This window comes from Pontibacillus yanchengensis (genome assembly GCF_009856295.1).
Lineage (GTDB): Bacteria > Bacillota > Bacilli > Bacillales > BH030062 > Pontibacillus > Pontibacillus yanchengensis_A.
The window spans coordinates 19,614-38,599 of sequence record NZ_WMEU01000005.1 but is presented as its reverse complement, the minus strand read 5'-3'; the positions used below and the strand labels follow the sequence as shown (position 1 = coordinate 38,599).

Below are 18,986 nucleotides of genomic sequence, written 5' to 3'. Positions count from 1 at the left end.
TACTATCACTCTTCCCTATTAAATATTGGATACGAAAGTTTCAGAATCTCATCCGTGTACGTCCTTACGTGCTTCACAACGTTATTATTTATTTCGTTATAAAAAGCGTGGTTATTTGCATCTGGTGTAAATGTTGCATCTGTTTCCACCATGTTATCGATAGCCTCAGAAAAATCACGGTAAATATCCAGATAATTACATACACTAATAGCTGCGCCTAAGCATGCACTACTATTTCCTTTTCGGCGATGTACTGGCAAACCAAACAAATCTGAGATGATTTGCATAATTACATCGCTCTTTGCTCCTCCACCGGTAACAACAACCTCATTTATTTCTGATCCAATCTCATTTAACATCTCATCTATATTGTTTTTGATATTAAACGCTATTGCTTCTAAAATAGAGCGATAGATATGATACTTCGTGTGTCGTTCATCAAAGCCGATCATTAGACCTTTACGATAAGGTGTATCAGGACTAGTTAACCAATCCAAGATTGTAATAAGTCCATCACTACCTACGGGAACCTCTTCAGCTTTCTGGTTTAAAAATTCCTCTTCTGAAAGTCCTGAATTTGATGCATTTTTTACTAACTCTTCCCCTATTAATTTCTTAAACCAACTAACCGTCCACATCCCTCTTCTTATTCCACTCGATTCATATACGTACCTAAATGGTATGGCAGAAAGAGTCGGGAAAAAATTGTTAGCGCTTTCATAATCCTTTTCTCGTAAAATCATAGAAGAAATGAATGTGCCTAATGAAATCATACAGGAATTCTCTTCTTTAATACCTGAACCTAGTACCTCAACGGCTTTATCATTCGCCGTGGCTACTACAGGTATGCCTTCCTTCAGACCAAAATGATTTGCTAATTCCTTCCGAATAGACCCTAGTTTTTCACCAGGTTTCACAAGATTAAAGAGCATTTCTCTCTTTAAACCATTGGCTTCTATCACGGTGTCATCTTCCGTCCAATCTAGTGTTTTACGATCTAACGGCCAATAGGATACTTCATAGTTGCCTGCAGTATCATTGAATTCACCAGTTAACTTTAATCCTAAATAGCCTGAGGTTGTGGTTACATAGCTTACCTGATCATCTTCGTGCTTATAAGCTTCCGACAACCTAACGTCCATCCAACTTATAACTGGATGAGCTAATGAACCATCTTCTTTGAGCAATACTCGACAGCTTCGTATGGAGCATAATCCAATCCCTTTAATATCTTGTGGATCACCTTCGAAGTTATCTAAGCAATTTTCCATAGCAGTATAAACACTATCCCATAAGTCATCATCTGGGTGGACAACTACTCCTGGTTCGGGAGTTAGTGGGTCTCTTAATGGACAAGAACCAAAAGCAACTTCATTACCTTCCATGTCAAAGATGATTATTTTTGTACTCTGGGATCCATTATCAATTCCAATGATATAGCTTTTATTCATCATATAATTAATAACCTTGCCCTTCGCTTTTGTATTGTATTTAGAGCCTCCCTGGAATAGATGTAATGAATTTTTCATTCTTCTGTCACCAAGGAGGCATTTCCATAGATTAATAGCTTCCGTTCATATGGTTCTATGGGATAATCAATAAGTGTTTCAGTTAATAGTTGCTACCTTATTTAATCTCTGATGTACTTCTCGATTTCTTCTTTCTTAGGGAAGATAGTTCCGTGACTCATGATTCCTTTTGGATCAAAGGCTTCTTTCAATTTCTCTAGCATGTAATACGCAGAACCATGCTCTTCTTTTGTCCATTCTGAACGATATTTTCCTATACCATGGTGGTGGCACATGGAACCGCCTAACTTTAATGTTTCTTCGATAATAATTTCATGAATTGGATGGTGATAGGTTTGCAGTTCATCCTCTGGTGCACAGTTAATCGTATAGTTGTAAACGAAATACATGTTTGTCCCGTTAATATAACTATGGGAGGAGTGACCACCTAGCATCGTTAAATCATCCACTCGATCAAATTCATTTTTAATCCTATGCATAACATTGTTATAAATTTTAATAATGTTTTCCCAATCAGCAGAAACCTCTGTGGTATATCCATCATGGGTATCATTTTCAATCATGTCTTGGATCTCTTTATCTATCCTGTCTTGGCCCCAATTTAAGTTATTGAACCACTCTTCTATTAAGGAGGAATCTACTTTTTCCACAACACTAGACCTGAACTTATCTACAGATTGCTCAATAGCCTCATTTGTTGCTTTAACAATTCCCTCTGGACCTTCTACCATGAAAATCAAGACACATTTTCCTTTATAAAAATGGCTAAAATGTTGTCTGGCATCCTCTTCTGAATACAACCGGGAAACAGAAGGTCTAAATCCATTTACAATAACCTCTCTAAGCATCTGGAGACCTGAGTCCATATCGTCCACTAAGTAACCATAAAATGTGTTATTTTCAGGATAGAATTTGAATATCTTCACGGTTACTTCCGTGATGTAACATAAGGTTCCTTCATTTCCAATTGCAATATGGCGAATATCAGGACCGCCAGATCGTCTAGGTACGTTCTTTATTTTAGAGATTTGCCCATCTGGAAATACACATTCCAGACCAACTACCATATCTTCAATTGCCCCATATAAAGTTGAAAATTGGCCAATACTTCTGGTGGCTACCAATCCACCCATTTGTGCTACAGGTTTAGATTGTGGAGAGTGTCCTGTTGTATAACCTAATTTACGCAACTCGTCTTCCAAATCTTGTAATACTACCCCCGTTTGAACAGTTGCTTGCATATTGTAGGGATCTAATTTTACAATATTGTTCATCTTTGATCCGTCTACTACAATTGACTTCTCTTTCCAGTTTTCTAATCCGCCTTCCGTTCCTGTTTTACCACTTCTAGAAATAACGTTGATATTGTTCTCGTTACAAAAAGCTAGAATTGATTTTACTTCCTCCGTTGAGTATGGATATACGATGGAAACTGGGGATGGTACATCCAGAGCATTTTTTACTTTCGCATATTTTTTATACCGATCGACCGTTGCATCATATAAGGCTTCCTTATTCGTTACGATTTGTTCCTCTGAAATAATCGACTTTAATCCTTCAAATGTCTGTGCGTCCATACAATAATCTCCTCCATATTTAATAGTTTTTTCTATCGAACTAGATAACCACCATCTACAGTTATAAGCGTTCCATTAACATAATTGGATGCATCGGATGATAAGAACACCATTGTTCCCATTAAATCGAGAATATTTCCCCATCTATTTGCTGGGATGTGGTCTAAAATTCTTTGATTGGAAACAGGATCAGCTCTGGTTTTCGCCGAAAGTTCTGTTGCAAAGTAACCTGGTGCTATACCGTTAACTTGAATATTAAACTGACCTAGTTCATCACAATACGTTTTTGTAAAGCCTGCTAAGCCGTGCTTTGTTGCAGCGTACGCTGGACCTGATTGACCTCCTAGGAAGGAAAACAAGGAACATGTGTTGATAATTTTACCGCTTCGCTGAGGAATCATATGTTTAGAGACTTCATGAGCTAATTCAAAAGGTGCTGTTAAATTAACCGAAACCATCTTATCCCACTGAGGTCTAGTAAACTTTGTAACATCTGGCTCTATAATATTTATCCCTGCGTTATTGATTAAAATATCAATCTTACCAAAAACCTCTATGCATTCATCAACGAGTTGCTTGCAAACACCATCCTCGGTAAGATCAGCAATCGATAGATGATAGTTTACTCCTTCCGCTTCAATTAAGTTTTTTGTCTCGTCATTATCTTCATTCATACTTACTGCGAATATGTCTGCTCCTGCTTTCGCAAGCGCAAGTGCGAATCCTTGTCCTAACCCTGAATTTCCTCCCGTTACCATCGCAACTTTACCTTCTAAACTAAAGAAATCCATTTCAAAATCAGTAATTTTATCTTTAACCTGCTGCATTTTCCTTCCTCCTTTTTTGTTAGCGTTTTCTTATAAGCGATTCTAATTTACTGAGATATAGAAGTAAAGGATTTTTTCGAAAAATTTTCTTGTTTTATTAAAAATCACTTATATCAGAGGAAAATTTTCCTCTTTCCGCACTTAACAATCCCGATAAATACATTTATTTACATTTTGTGACCTCAAGTAAGTTTTATTATATCTATGTAATATATTACTTAAAGAACTAGAAACACTTTTGATTTAGGGGGGGAAACACAGGCCCCTTTCTCCTATTTGCAAAGCATAATGACATACTTACAGCAACATCGCCCTTTTGTTCCTTTTATAGACTGGCATAGTAGCAGTCTTCATCTGCTACCATAGTTACAGTAATCTCTTAAGAACAAAGTTACATAATGCAGGGATTTACAGACTCCTCCATTTCCCTCAAAGACTCCAAATATAAATCATCTAACTTTTGTTTCACCACTCGACTAAAATAACCAACAGGATTATGTACTTCTTTCACCTTCATGGCAGAGAACATCGCTTTCAAAGCATGAATGCCTACCTCATGAAGGGTTTCTTCAGCATAGAGGTTTTCTAATGACTTAATTTGTGCTTTATAGGAACGGTACAAACGATAGAAAAAATGCTTTTCTGGAATAAAGCAGTAGACCAATTTTTTAAATTCTCGATAAGAGTTCTTAAGGTGAGAACCTTCCACCTGTAACGATTCTTTAAATTCTTTATTAATTATGTTTTTAAAAGATAATGGTTCGTCTGGCATTTCTGTAGCTAAATCCGTTGAGGCTTCTGCTTTTTTAGCTTCCTGGCCACGTGACACATTCCGGGTGACAGAAGGGTTAATAATATACAAATTCGCCCCATTTCCACCTCTGTTAGGGCGCATATTTTCAATGCGGGTAATAATGGAATACTCGACTAGCTTATTCAATACGCGAATCACCGTTCTTCTGCTTCTCCCAATTAAATCGGCAATCGTATCATTTTTGAGATACGCCACCCCTGGATACTTACACGCTTATCTGGACAAAAGAGGGATCATCTCGATATCTGTAGCTGACAAATGCCCACCATGCTCTACAATATGAGATATAATGGCTTGATTCATTTCTTCCTTGGTTTTAAATGGTTGATGTTTGATTGCTAAACTTACATAGTTCATTTTTATCGACTCCTGTACTATAACGAATTAGTTTCCTTCGTATTAGTAATCGCTAGGAGTCGATTGGTTGGTGTCTATGAGTCAGAAAATATCTTTGGATTACACTAGAATTGGTGTAGAAAGAAAAATCACTGCGGATATGTTTCATTTTTCTTGTAGTGACAGGCACCTGTTATTCGTTGACCAAAAAGATTTATTTAAGAGTACATAACGGGACATTAGGTAAACAAATTTATAGCTACATAAAAAAGAAGAAGCAGGGATCCCTTAAACCGGGCCCTGCTTCTTCTTTTATTAAAAAACTTATACAAGAATCATATTATTTTTTAAGACTTCCAATATAGTCAGCTAAGAAAAGTATCCCTCTAACATGGTGAACACTCTGGTCTCCAGACAATGAATAATCATTTAACGGTTCCCAGGACCAAAACCCCCATTTCACATTAGGGTCATCTAAATAATAAGGGTAACGTCCGTCTTCTACTGCTTGCATTTCTAATCCGTATTGAACTGCTAAGATTGCAGAGTCCAAATAACATTGCTCATTCGTGTTCTGATGGAGACGAATTAAACTAATTGCAATGTTCGGCATGTCCCCTGGTCCCACGTTAGGGGCACATACTTCTCCATCATCATCAATACCAATTGGCCAAGCACCATCTTCACGTTGATGTTCTATAAGCCAATCCGCAAATCTTTTGGCTGCTACTAGAAACTTCTCATTTTTTGTAATTTCATATAGGAATACAACCCCTCTCAATTCAGGAGCTACTAAATCAGAATTCCAGAACTGGCCATCTATTAAATAAAAACCACCATCCTCTTCTTGAAGAGTTAAACCATGTTCTCCCCAAGCTATAGCGTGTTCTTCGTAAGCCTTATCTCCTGTTAGTTCATACAGTTCAAGATACGCTGTAACAGGGAAGCCAAACCCTCTCCACGTGAATCCTGTATCTGTCCACTGATACGTATTTGTATCATACTTGTATTTGAAGCCCGCTTTTCTAGCCTGTTTCATGAAATTATGAAACTGTTTAATATAAAATTGATAATCTTCTTTATTCGTTCTTTTTAGCAAAGCTAAAGCAAGCCAGAAAGCATCACCAGTATATTTAACATACAATTCGTTAGGCTTAAATCCGTCTTTCACGCCACCTTGCCATGTAAACATCGGATGCGTTTCCGTCCAATTATCATAAGCCCACTTAAAGCAATTTTCTGCCTTTTGCAGCATCTTCTCATCATGGAAGCGATCATACATCGTTAAATAGTTGATGGCCATCAAAAAGTTTCCACTATCCATTTCTGAAGTATATTGAATATCTCCACGATAGTAGTGATGAAGGGCACCTTCTTCTTCGTTATACAAACGATCGACAAACTCATATACTGCATTAGAAGCTCGTTTCTCTAAATCGTCATAGGAGTAACCTATTACTTCTTTTACATAGTTTTTACCAGTATCATTAGGTCTTTCATAACCCCAATCTTTTGGAGAAATTGTTTGAAACATGATGTTCACCTCTGTTTGCGTTTATTTTGCAAGTTGATTTGCTACTTCTTCAGGAGTTATCTCACCTGGCTTATACATTAGAACTTCCATCTTCTTGTTATATTCGTCTACGAACTTAGGATTTAACCATCCAAATGGTGTTCCATATTCAACTACTTTGGAGTACACATCTAAGAAAGGATCATTTTTCTTTTCCTTCACTAGTTTATCCATTGCAGATTTGGTTGGTGGCAAACCGATAAGACCTGCTTTGTTTCCTTTTACAAGCTCTTCATCTGAAGATAAGAATTTAATTAGTTTCATAGCTGCCTCTGGATTTTCAGATTTCTTAGATATTACCCAACCAGCTGTATAAAGCATACTAGCTTTTTCATCTTTAACCGGTAACGGAACCGCTCCAACATTTGAATTTTCATCTAAGACTCCTGTTACCCAGCTTCCTGCATAAAGCATAGCTACTTTTTTGTTCGCAAACATTTCACCATCCCAACCAGCTCCTACCATCTGCGGAGAGGCTGCTGTCTTATCCTCATTAAATAGAGTGGACATATATTCTAAAGCTTTCTGATGTTCCTCAGACTTAAGAGCGTCATTCTGAAGTCCAGAGGATGTAATAACATTAGCACCTGCTGATTCAACAAATGGTAAAAAGTAATTGATTTGAGGATTGATTCCAAACCCATAACGGTCTTCAGTCGTTAACTTTTTCGCTGCACTTCTAAGTTCTTCCCAAGTTTTTGGTGGCTGGACACCTGCTTCTTTTAGTAAGTCTTTATGGTAGAAAAGTGCTGTTGTATTGTAATCCTTAGGTATAGCATAGAGTTTTTCATCTACTTTAAAGGCATCCATTAATGTATCTTGAAAATTATTTAAATCAAGATTATGATTCGACGCCAATTCGGATAAAGGAAGAATTGCATCAGAATCAGCGAATGTTTTAGTCCTTTGACCTCCATCTAATAAAAAGATATCAGGAGCTACGCCTCCAGCTACTTGTCCCATGAGTGCTTGGTTATAAGAGTCGCCACCACTAAATGTACGAATTTTCACTGATATATTTTCATCGTTTTGTTCATTAAAACGATCAATCTGCTTTTGGAATTCTGCAGGAATATCACCAGTTGCTTCAATAGCGATTTGAAGGTTTACCTTACCGTTGCCTTCCTCACTCTCTTCCTCTCCTTTTGTTTCAGAATCTGCACCACAAGCCGATAGGATCAAAGATAAAATAAATACCGGTACCATGAACTTCCACTGCATTCGCTTCATAATGTAACCCCTTTCATTTTTGAGTAAATTAACTTGAATACCTTACCTTAACTTTATCGTTCATGGTCTTTTAGTAACATGTATGAAATTTTACTTTTCGTTCATTATATTTACTTTTGCTTTCTGAATTTTGTTGGTGTCATTCCTGTGTATTTCTTGAATATTTGGGAGAAGTATCTTTCATTCGCATACCCTACCGCTAAGGAAACATCTTTGGTTCTGAGTTGATTGTGTTTAAGCAACTCTTTAGCTTTATTAATACGTAACTCGGCAATACAATCACTGACTGTTGAGCCAGTTTGTTCTTTAAAGATTCTACTTAGATAAGATGGATTTGTTTGAACATGTCTTGCTAACCTGTCTAATGAAATTTCTTTGGTGTAATGTTGATGAATATATTTCATAACAGACTTCACGATTGGTGAGTAGTGATTATTTTCATACTCCGCAATCCAATTAAGCATGGAGTCGAATGATTGATAGACTTCATTATGAATGTCATAAGCATAATGTAGTTTTGATATGTGTTGAATAGGTATTTGTTGCAAAGGGGCTGTTTCATTAAAGTTTTCCATGTAATTTTTGAGTGAGATTAATAAATTAAATGATTCTTGTAAGACTTTTTCTTTATTTTCTAATTTGATCAATTCTTTAAAGTACTTGTTTAACTCGTTCTGAAGAGCAGATTTATCTACATCATCCATTGCTTGCCATATACCTTGTGCACTTACCTGAAAGTCTTGCTCGCTTTTATTTTCTTCTTTATAAAAGTGAAGGGTTTGACGGCCTTTAAAAAATTCTTGTTGCACGATTTCTTCTGCTTCCTTAACACTCTGATTCATTTGAAGAGGGTCATATACCATTTGACTCACGCCAAAAGATAAAGTCACCTCTTTAGTAGTCTTTAAAAACCTTTGGATGGAATCACACAATGCTTGAATATGTTGATATTGATTTAACAGACTCTTTGTTTGTAACACATCAACTACAAGATACTGTCCTTCCCTCCAGGGCACAATTTCACCACGAAAGTTTGATTGTTCTTTCCATTGGATAATGGAATTATAAATCTCAAAATCATTTAAATTTAATTGGTTAAAGTCATTAACAGATGCAAGGATAACGACTTTTCCTTTGGAGTAATCTACAAAAGGATGATTCACTTTCAAAAGCTTCTCTGAAGGAGTTAAAATTAAATGTTTCATCCAATCGTCTACTTCTCGTGAATGCTTGGGTTCAGCCTCTTCCTTTGAGATTGCTATGAGCATATTTGTAATCTTATCAGGAGACATCGTCGGTTTATGAAAGTAATCTGAAGCTCCCTTTTTCATAGCACTCTTTACATGATCTAAGTCATCATAACTGCTCAAAACAACCACTTTCCCTTGAAAAGTAGAGTCTAAATAATCTAAGAATTGTAAACCATCCATAATCGGCATATTAAGATCCAATAAAATCACATCAATACGATGCTGCTGACGAACAAACTCTAGAGCTTGTTTTCCATTTGAGGCCTCTCCAACAACAGAAAATTGCTCAGATGATTCAATCGTCTTTCGTAATCCCATTCTTGTAATGTTCTCATCATCAACAATTAAGATATTCATACTTCACCTCAACTATGGTAGTGAATCGCTTAGATCAAGTGTAACGATTGTCCCCTCATTTGCTTTACTTTGAACCGTGATAGAACCTTGATTCCCATACATCAATCTCACACGTTCTTTAACATTATCAAAACCAATAGAACTAAATTTAACTCCTTTTTGTTGAGGACGATCCTCAGAGAAACCTACTCCATTATCCTCTACTTCTATAATGACTCGGTTTGGAGCTTTAGAATAAGCTCTTAGCCAGATCATTCGATCTTCATTCTCTTTTTCCATTCCATGAATTATAGCGTTTTCTAATAGAGGTTGTATTAGAAGGATGGGTACCTCCATATCTTTTACATCTTCATTCATCTCCCAAATTACTTCGAATTCCCCATCAAAACGAATTTTCATGATTTGTAAATAATGATGTAAGAACTCCTCTTCTTCTGATAAAGGAATCATATCGTCACTTCTTTTCGAGATGAATTTAAATATATAGACAAGAGAATCAATCATTCTATTTACCAGATCAGGTTGATTTAGATACACACACCATTTGATATTATTTAACGTGTTAAATAAAAAGTGTGGGTTAATCTGTGACTGAAGGCTTTTATACTCAAGATCCTTCTTTTGCTTTTCTTTCTGAACAAGCAATGCTACATATTCATCAAGTCTAGTCAGCATATCATTGTAGTGGTAAGTTAAATCTCCTATTTCATCTTTTCGATTAGGATCAGGTATTTGTTTCCATTCCCCAGTAGTGAGCTGACTCATACTCGATTTAAGATGCTCGAGTGGGCGCACTAGTCTTGAAGATATTAAATACGCTAGTACAATGGAACCGACAATCGTCCCAATAAGTAAATATAAGAATATTTTTTTAATAGAATTTAATTGTTGAAATAGTTGATCTCGATCAGATATCGCATAAACGGTCCAACCCGTTTCATCAGATGTACTTGAAGTTATAAAGTAAGACTGATCCTTATAGGAAACTTCATCATCGTTTTCACCCTGAGCAATCACTCCACCAAAACCTTCTTCAACATGTTCACTTGTAGCCATGGTCTCGCCATTATCATTAGTTAGAAGAAAAGAGAAGTTACTCGTTCGAGCTTTTTGATTTAACAGATTATAAATAGACTGGCTATTATACATCACTTTGATAACCCCTAGAGGTTCTTGGGTTTGGGAATCTTTAATTAAACGAGAGATTGAAACAACTTTTGGGTCTTCAACGATTTGACTTTCCTTGTGAAGACCTGTATAAACCCAATATCCCTCTGCACTCATTGTTTTTTCATACCAACGATCATTTCCATTATTCTCTTCTGATACAAGTACATTTTGGTTAGAATAACCTATAGTATATGGCTGCTTTAAAGGATACAAAAGGACATAATCAACGCTCGGATATACATTCATGGTGTGGTTTAGATAATATTGATAAGATTTTTTATCTTGAACCTTTTCATATACTGGATATTGATAAGACTCAAAATCTTTTTTTAATAATGTTTCTAGTTGAGGGTCACCTATCATAGAACGAGTTAACGTAATACTATCTTGAATCCACTCATTGTAAGTCGAATTAAGATCTGTTGCCATTGTTCTTCCGTACGTCAACGCTTTTTCTTTTGTGTGACTGACTGCACTTTGATAAGCGTAAACCCCGAAAATACTCATAGGGAATAAAGCTATAACAGTGAAAGCAATCATCAATTTATGCCTATATTTCATAGATGACCCCCCTCTCAATACAAGATGTTGTAACCTCGATTATACTATCCTTTAACACCTGTATTAATAGAGCTTTTCATAAAATGTTTCTGGAAAACCATGAAGAATATGAGAGTTGGAATTGTCATTAATACCACACCAGCCATGGACTTGGTAATTGAACTTGTATAAGCTGTATTGGTAATTTGATAGATACCAACAGGAAGTGTAAACATATCAGGCTCAGTTGCCAAAATGCTTGGGAAAGGGAAGCTATTCCAATTCCACACAAAGATAAAGATAGCTTGGGCAATTAAGGCTGGCTTGGCCAATGGAAGGGCAATTCTGAAAAAAATCGCAATCCTACTTAGTCCATCCATTTTAGCAGCTTCCTCTAATTCTGAAGGAAAACCTACAAAGAATTGTCTCATTAAGAACACACCAAATGGATTAACCATGAAAGGAACAATTAAAGCAAAATACGTATTAATCCAACCCATTTTTGCCATCATGACAAAGATCGGTATTAGCAAAATTTGAACGGGTACCATCATAATGCCAAGAGTGAAGAAGAACATGATATTTTTCCCTGGTAAGCGTACACGTGCTAAAGCATAACCTGCCATAGAATTAAACAGAAGGTTACAAATCGTAATAACACCAGTCACAAAAACACTGTTTTTATACCAATCCGCAATATGACTTTGCGTTATGATGTAGACAAAATTGTCAATTCCATACTGAGCTAGATCAAAAGAAAATGTATCTACGTTTAAGTCTTGCTTTACAAATGAAGCGTACAATGTCCAAATAAACGGCAAAAGCATAACAAATGCAGTTAACCCTAACACAAGATAAAATAGAATTCGTTTCGTATTCATGACATTCACCCCTTATTCTTTCTCTCAAAGAATAGATACTGTAGTACGGTTAATGAAAAGATCATCACAAAAATGATAAACGCTGCTGCAGAGGCATATCCCATTTCAAAATATTTAAAGGCTTGAGTGTATAAATACATCACCATAGTTAGAGTAGAATCCCCTGGACTTCCTGGTAATGCTCCACCTGTTGTTGATACAACATAAGGTTGCTCAAAAATTTGCAATGTAGCCAACCCTCCCATAAATAACACTAAAAACGTAGTAGGTTTCAGAAGTGGGACGGTAATATGCAAGAATTGTTGCAGTCTTGAAGCACCATCAATTCGAGCTGCTTCATATAAATCTTCTGGAATACTTTGAAGACCTGACAGATAAATCACCGTGTAAAAACCAATTTGTGTCCAGATGATTATGAGGACGATTAAATAAAATGCATAGTCACCATCTGTGTACCACGCAACATTCTCTAGACCAAAAAGGGTGAAAAATCTAGTAACAAGCCCATCTTGGTTGAATAAGTAAACCATTACCGCTCCAACAGCAATTGGTGAGGTAATATATGGTAGATAGAATACAATCCTAAAAAATGATTTACCTTTTATCTTAGAATTTAATATATTCGCTAAAACTAGAGAGATAATGGTTTGGATTGGTAAGACGATAATTAAAAGTTTTACGGTATTCCATATCGCTGTTAAAAATGTAGTATCCTGTAGAAGCTTTTTATAGTTTTCTAACCCAACCCACTCTGCTGCTGAAGGATTCAAATAACTAAAATTTTGAAAACTAATTTGAAGAGAATATAAAATGGGATAAAAAATAAAAATCCCTGCAATCAGGAGGAAAGGAGCCATAAAGAAGACTCCTGTTCCAATTTCCTTTAACCTTGTACGACTGATCTTTCGCTTACCTTTAACATTCGTAGCTCGTGTTTGTGTGGATACATTTTGCATGTATATCCCCCGCTTTATTAATTAATGGTAAATTCAGAAGTATTTTGTTCTACTTTAGCTACCACATGATTTTCTGACTTCTTAAGAACAATATTTAGCTTCCCATTCCCAACAGTTAAATCTTTAACTTCTAGCCAATCCATATCTTCAGGTAAAGTTGGATTGATCGAGATTGACTTGGTATAAGCATTAACTTCCATTCCAAGTAAAGCCTGTACACAAGCAAATGGTGTACCAGCAGCCCAAGCTTGAGGTGAGCATGCAACAGGAAACGGTACAATCGTTTCTTCTTCTTCACGACTGTGTCCACAAAACAATTCTGGTAACCTAGCATCCTCAAATTGGTTTGCACTCTCAAATAATGATTGTACTAATTGATTCACCTGATCTTTTAGGCTGTGCTTCGCTAACCCTAATAGAATCAATGAATTATCGTGAGGCCATACTGTTCCGTTATGATAAGCTATTGGATTATATACCTTTTCTTCCTGACTCATTGTACGGATGCCCCATCCAGAGTACAATTTGTCGGATAATAGAACTCGTGCTACATCCTGCACCTTACTTTCTTCTATAATAGTTGACCACAATGCATGGCCAGGATCTGAGGTAATGGTTTGAACTTGCTGTTTATCTTTATCTAACGCAAGAGCATAGAAATCCTCTTGTTCCATCCAGAATGCATCATTAAATAATGTCTTTAGCTGCCGAGCTTCTTCAATCATCTTTTGTGCTTTATAGTCTTCACCAATATACTCATATAGCTCAGCCATCTTAGCTTTCGCATCATAAACATACCCTTGAACTTCTACAACAGCCATAGGGGATTCGGAATGAGTCCCGTCTTTATGGACCATTGAGTGGTTTGAGTCCTTCCAACTTTGTACCGCTAAACCTCCATCTGACTGCTTATGAAACTCAACGAAACCATCCCCATCAAGGTCAGCATATTGCTCTACATATTCAAGTGCCTTTTCAACTGAAGGAAGTAACTCATTCATGAGCTCCATATCCCCGGTCCAACGAATCGTTTCCGCAAACAGAACGATATATAAAGGAGTTGAGTCAATGCTTCCGTAATAACGTTTAAAAGGAATTTCATTTAGATTAGCCATTTCTCCATTTCTCATTTCATGGAGTATCTTACCTGGTGCTTCTTCATTCCAATCATTTTCAACAACGCCTTGCAAATTTGCCAATGTACGTAATGTGCTTTTAGCAAGGTCAGGATTTAGTACTAGAGATTGAATAGCAGTAATCATCGAGTCTCTACCAAATGGAACACAAAACCATGGGATCCCTGCTACGGGAAAGCTACCTTGACCAATATCTGTTGCTAGAAGATAGAGGTCTTTTTCTGCTCTTTCCAGTGTTTTATTTATTAATGGATGACTTGTGGTTACTTTCGTTTGATCACTGATCCACTTTTCTAATTCGTTTTCACATTCTGCATAAGCCCTCTCATAATTCAGTGGTTCATGGTCATCTTCTGTACCTTCTCGAACTTGAATGGCGATTTCAATGGTATGACTTTCTCCTGGGTGCAGATCCATATCAAAAGAAAGACCATTCTCATGAGAGTGACCATTACGCGAAACATCTATTGTTAATATCCTCTCAATATCATCGAGTCCAGAATATTGATATTTTAGGCGGTTATGATTCACTTCTGGTTTGTGGAGTGTACCTCTTTTTTCTCTTTTGGCTCCACGAACTTCAAATAAATCCTCAAAACCTAAATCAAAAGTTAGATTTAAGGAACACGTGATATGCTTTTGACTTCCATTGTTAACCTGGATTTTGTCGTAAAAGATGCCCTTATACATCAATTGTTTTCTGTTAATTTCCAAGTCCATCTTTTCATAATGAGCATCCCCTGATTGGATATCTCCATTACTCAATTTAAACTGATTTTCAATGCCTTTACTTTGATCTTTTTTCAGAAATATACAAGGTTGATCATTGATCATCATATTATATTCACGTAAAAACCTTGTATCTCTATAGTAAATTCCAGCTCCTATGTCATTAGGATTCATATCTCCAAGTTCATTTGTTACTGAAAATACCTCTCCATGCTTTAATGGCACAAAACTCATAAAACCTCTCCTTTTTGTAAACCTTTACATAAATCATAGAGTAGTGTCTTGATAATCAACATGCATGAAATTATACTTTTTGTTTGTTATTTTTACTTTTATATGATTGTGTAAATAAGACATACTTGAACAAGACCTTTTAATAGGGTGAGACTACCTCTTATAAATAGTAAAATTTGCATACATTAAATAAATAAAATAGCTTCTTTTAATATTGGCGTTAACTAAAATTAAAGTAAGGGAAGGAGAAATGTTCTTCTTAATGGAGATATTCCAGCATTAACACATCATAAAATCACAAAAATATGCTGAGGAATAAGTTCCTGGATAAAACACAACTATGCTACAAAATAAATAATTCAGAGATTTACAGACTCCTCCAATTCCCTCAAACACTCCAAATATAGATCATCTAACTTTTGTTTCACTATCCGACTAAAATAACCAACAGGATTATGTACATCTTTCATCTTCATAGCAGAGAACATCGCTTTTAGAGCTTGAATGCCTACCTCATGAAGTGTTTCTTCAGCATAGAGGTTTTCTAATGATTTAATTTGTGCTTTATAGGAACGGTACAAACGATAGAAGAAATGCTTTTCTGGAATAAAGCAATACATCAAATGTTTAAATGCTCGATAGAAGTTCTTAAGATGGGAACCTTCCACCTGTAACGATTCTTTAAATTCTTTATTAATTATGTTTTTAAAAGATAATGGTTCGTCTGGCATTTCTGTAGCTAAATCCGTTGAGGCTTCTGCTTTTTTAGCTTCCTGGCCACGTGACACATTCCGGGTGACAGAAGGGTTAATAATATACAAATTCGCCCCATTTCCACCTCTGTTAGGGCGCATATTTTCAATGCGGGTAATAATGGAATACTCGACTAGCTTATTCAATACGCGAATCACCGTTCTTCTGCTTCTCCCAATTAAATCAGCAATCGTATCATTCTTTAGATAAGCTACCCCCGGATACTTACACGCATATCGGGACAGAAGGTGGATCATCTCGATGTCTGTTGCAGACAAATGCCCTCCATGCTCTACAATATGAGATATAATGGCTTGATTCATTTCTTCCTTGGTTTGAAACGGTTTATGTTTGATTGCTAAACTTACATAGTTCATTTTTATCGACTCCTGTACTATAACGAATTAGATTCTCTCGTCTTAGTAATCGCAACGAGTCGATTGGTTGGTGTCTATGTTTTAAGAAATATTTTGAATCACACTTAGATTAGGTGCCTTATTAGAATGAAAAAGCCCTGCAGAAATACATTCTGCAGGGCTGTTCATAGTCAATTTTGAGAGAGATATCACTGAAACATAAAATAACATGAGAAAAAATATTATAGGATTACATAGATTCTCGAACAGTTTTTTCAAACTATAATCCCTATCCTTATAAAGGTATGTTACAAAGAACTACCTAGATAAAAATAAAAAGAAGCAGGCAACCCTTTTTGGGTTCCTACTTCTTTTTTTAATACTAATTTAGTAACTGCCTCCAAATATCTTATCTCGGGAGATGACAGACACTTATATCAACTCAAGACTATTTTTGATACCCGTTAAATAACCTTCCACCAAATGGTTCTAATACATAGTCTACAAAACGTATTAGCTCCTGTTTATCATTTGATTGATAGTAACCCTGAATACACTTTGTAAATTCCTTGGCGATGTTTGGATCAAAGTAATTTAGACACCGAAACATCCACTTGCCTTCACCAATCCACTCTTGGTTCGCTCTAAGGATAAATTCCGGCAGTTTTATGGTGAGCTCGCCCACACTATAGGTATCCTCCATTTCTTCTCTAGAACCCTCTAAGTCATAGAGTAGGTCGGTAATGAGGTATCGAAAATCATCCAATTGGCTCGGTGACAACGGGCTAGGCCCTTCCATCAAATGTTCCTCTCCTTGTAAAATTAATGTACGCGCCTCTTCCTCCCCTTTCAGTACAACACCCTCAGCACACATCCGAGTAATTAAGGGGATCCCATGCTGTTTTTCCGCGAATAATTGGAAATCAAGCGAATCCCCATCATAAACAAAAGCTTCTATCGGGTTATCTAAAAATGTATAAGATTCCCTATATGTATCCCTATCCAGTATGACAATATCTAAATCAGAAGAAGGCGTATCCTCTCCTCGAACATAACTCCCTGCCAATAAAGCAGCACGACAAGCAGGAAAATGAGTGGCTATAAAATCTCTTGCAATATGAAGGATGTCTTTGTTCATCCCAACCATCCTTTCCACTATGGCTCTTTGAAAACATAATTCTTATATCTATATTCAAGACATGTGTATTCAATTACATTAAAAAGGTAAAATGACTACATACCGCAATTTGTTGATTATAGTGATAAATATTATATCTAATTTGAAAATTCCAATAGAAAAAACGAGCGAAGCTTCTTACTACTTATAGTATTTGGTGGAGGGTCTCCTAAGAGTTTCAGGAGGATGGTTATGGATCTTTTACATAGAAGGGTAATAAAAATTTATGTTTTGCTTAGTTAGAGTTTGAAATATCTTTATTGTCATGCGGAAAGTACAGTATATCAAGGTATTTCCGAGTTAAAGGTTTAACATTTAAAACGTGAATTTACCGTTTTTCACAATGATTACGTTATAAGTGTTAGCACATAATGAATGATAATACAAAGGGCCCACACGCTGTCCTTATGACCTGTTTGTAACAATAACAAGCTCGTTTAACTCTACTATTTCACGATCTAAATTTTTTCATTATTTCATCATAGTCTAAAATATCAGAGTTACGATTTAAATCTGAATTAAAATTAAGTTCATTTATTCTTATATCTTTTTCAAATAAGAACCTCTTATGATAAATTAAGTTTGCTCCGTGTATTATCTTATTCATGGTATATGTGTCTGAAAAAGCTCCAACAACCCCACCAATTACAGGGACTATTTTTTTCCCACCTTCTTTCGTCATTCTTTTACCTATCTGTTCAAGAAGTTTTTTAAATATCCCTGCTTCAACCCCCTCTTTTCCTGCTTTTTCAAGTGCTTTTTTTGCTTGTGCATTAGCTAAAGCTCTTATTTGAACATATAGCAATTCGGCCCCACCTTTTTGAGCCATCTGTTCATAAGATAATTTCGATAATGATTCTTTTAAGACTGTCACATTGGTAGCAAACATCATTCTACTAACTATAGAACCAAGATTTTGTACATCTGATGTTATATGAGGTGATAAACATGTAATTGTTACACTTGATGCAAACTCTAACTCTCTTGGATCATCAACCACATCATAGCCATAAAATAATGCCACGGTTTGAACAGTTCTATAATACATAAAAAAAGTATATGCTAAGTTAAATGGTACCCCCAATAAACCAAAAAACCCTGTTATACCTCCACCTACAAATGCAGTAGGTAAATCAAGTAATCTTCTTCTGTTTAATAAATTCTTTTCTATATAATAACTTCTTAACTCACAAATCCTAGTAAATTCATTAATTTCATTATCTTCATTATTCAAAGAATTGAGTAAATTCTTTTTACTTAAAGTATATCTCGCAGAATTTTCATTAACCACTCCAAAACCTTCACCAGCACTTTCTATTACCTTTCTTATCACCGTCCAATCACTTGCATTTTTTATGGCATTAGAAGACATTTTCTTTACCTTTTCGGGCAACAACTCAGAGGCTTTATCAGTTGTCCTGCTTATTTGTTTTTGAAAGGAACTCGGCTCTATGAATTCTTCATACTTCGTTGTGAGAGTTTCTAAAAGCTGTCTTTCTTTTAAATCTAAAAACGAATTATCAATACTCATTTCCACTTACTCCTTTCAATCTAGCATTTT

15 protein-coding genes are annotated in these 18,986 nt (G+C 35.9%); all 15 read right to left on the bottom strand.

Annotation, left to right across the window (positions count from 1 at the left end):
* Positions 1-5: 5 nt before the first annotated feature.
* The 15 genes from GLW08_RS14950 to GLW08_RS14880 all read right to left on the bottom strand — a co-directional run bounded on the left by GLW08_RS14950 (position 6) and on the right by GLW08_RS14880 (position 18,956).
* Positions 6-1,529: an FGGY-family carbohydrate kinase gene (locus GLW08_RS14950; RefSeq protein ID WP_237458465.1), complete on the bottom strand. Its 1,524-nt coding sequence runs from the start codon at positions 1,527-1,529 to the stop codon at positions 6-8.
* A 101-nt stretch (positions 1,530-1,630) separates the two neighbouring features.
* On the bottom strand, positions 1,631-3,106 hold the full coding sequence (locus GLW08_RS14945) for an FAD-binding oxidoreductase (RefSeq protein ID WP_160849458.1): 1,476 nt from the start codon (positions 3,104-3,106) through the stop codon (positions 1,631-1,633).
* Positions 3,107-3,138: 32 nt separating this feature from the next.
* A complete protein-coding gene (locus GLW08_RS14940; protein WP_160849457.1) occupies positions 3,139-3,933 on the bottom strand; it encodes an SDR family oxidoreductase in 795 nt (264 codons plus the stop codon).
* Positions 3,934-4,324: 391 nt separating this feature from the next.
* The gene (locus GLW08_RS14935; RefSeq protein WP_160849456.1) at positions 4,325-4,942 is read right to left on the bottom strand and encodes a helix-turn-helix domain-containing protein; all 618 of its coding nucleotides are present in this window, start codon (positions 4,940-4,942) and stop codon (positions 4,325-4,327) included.
* An 18-nt stretch (positions 4,943-4,960) separates the two neighbouring features.
* The gene (locus tag GLW08_RS14930) at positions 4,961-5,104 is read right to left on the bottom strand and encodes a hypothetical protein (RefSeq protein ID WP_160849455.1); all 144 of its coding nucleotides are present in this window, start codon (positions 5,102-5,104) and stop codon (positions 4,961-4,963) included.
* Between the two features lie 319 nt (positions 5,105-5,423).
* Positions 5,424-6,617: a hypothetical protein gene (locus GLW08_RS14925; protein ID WP_160849454.1), complete on the bottom strand. Its 1,194-nt coding sequence runs from the start codon at positions 6,615-6,617 to the stop codon at positions 5,424-5,426.
* A 21-nt stretch (positions 6,618-6,638) separates the two neighbouring features.
* Complete coding sequence (locus tag GLW08_RS14920) at positions 6,639-7,886, bottom strand: ABC transporter substrate-binding protein (protein ID WP_160849453.1); 1,248 nt, start codon at positions 7,884-7,886, stop codon at positions 6,639-6,641.
* A 110-nt stretch (positions 7,887-7,996) separates the two neighbouring features.
* A complete protein-coding gene (locus tag GLW08_RS14915; protein WP_160849452.1) occupies positions 7,997-9,493 on the bottom strand; it encodes a response regulator in 1,497 nt (498 codons plus the stop codon).
* 12 nt (positions 9,494-9,505) lie between these two features.
* The gene (locus tag GLW08_RS14910) at positions 9,506-11,224 is read right to left on the bottom strand and encodes a cache domain-containing sensor histidine kinase (RefSeq protein WP_160849451.1); all 1,719 of its coding nucleotides are present in this window, start codon (positions 11,222-11,224) and stop codon (positions 9,506-9,508) included.
* Positions 11,225-11,268: 44 nt separating this feature from the next.
* On the bottom strand, positions 11,269-12,084 hold the full coding sequence (locus tag GLW08_RS14905) for a carbohydrate ABC transporter permease (protein WP_036815486.1): 816 nt from the start codon (positions 12,082-12,084) through the stop codon (positions 11,269-11,271).
* Between the two features lie 5 nt (positions 12,085-12,089).
* Entirely contained in the window at positions 12,090-13,040 is a 951-nt protein-coding gene (locus GLW08_RS14900; RefSeq protein WP_160849450.1) for a carbohydrate ABC transporter permease, read from the bottom strand.
* A gap of 17 nt (positions 13,041-13,057) precedes the next feature.
* Positions 13,058-15,139: an amylo-alpha-1,6-glucosidase gene (locus GLW08_RS14895; RefSeq protein ID WP_160849449.1), complete on the bottom strand. Its 2,082-nt coding sequence runs from the start codon at positions 15,137-15,139 to the stop codon at positions 13,058-13,060.
* A gap of 359 nt (positions 15,140-15,498) precedes the next feature.
* Positions 15,499-16,269 (bottom strand): helix-turn-helix domain-containing protein, encoded by a 771-nt coding sequence (locus GLW08_RS14890; RefSeq protein ID WP_160849448.1) that lies wholly within the window; start codon positions 16,267-16,269, stop codon positions 15,499-15,501.
* A gap of 427 nt (positions 16,270-16,696) precedes the next feature.
* Positions 16,697-17,386: a nucleotidyltransferase domain-containing protein gene (locus GLW08_RS14885; RefSeq protein ID WP_160849447.1), complete on the bottom strand. Its 690-nt coding sequence runs from the start codon at positions 17,384-17,386 to the stop codon at positions 16,697-16,699.
* A gap of 490 nt (positions 17,387-17,876) precedes the next feature.
* The gene (locus GLW08_RS14880; protein ID WP_160849446.1) at positions 17,877-18,956 is read right to left on the bottom strand and encodes an EcsC family protein; all 1,080 of its coding nucleotides are present in this window, start codon (positions 18,954-18,956) and stop codon (positions 17,877-17,879) included.
* Between the last annotated feature and the right edge of the window lie 30 nt (positions 18,957-18,986).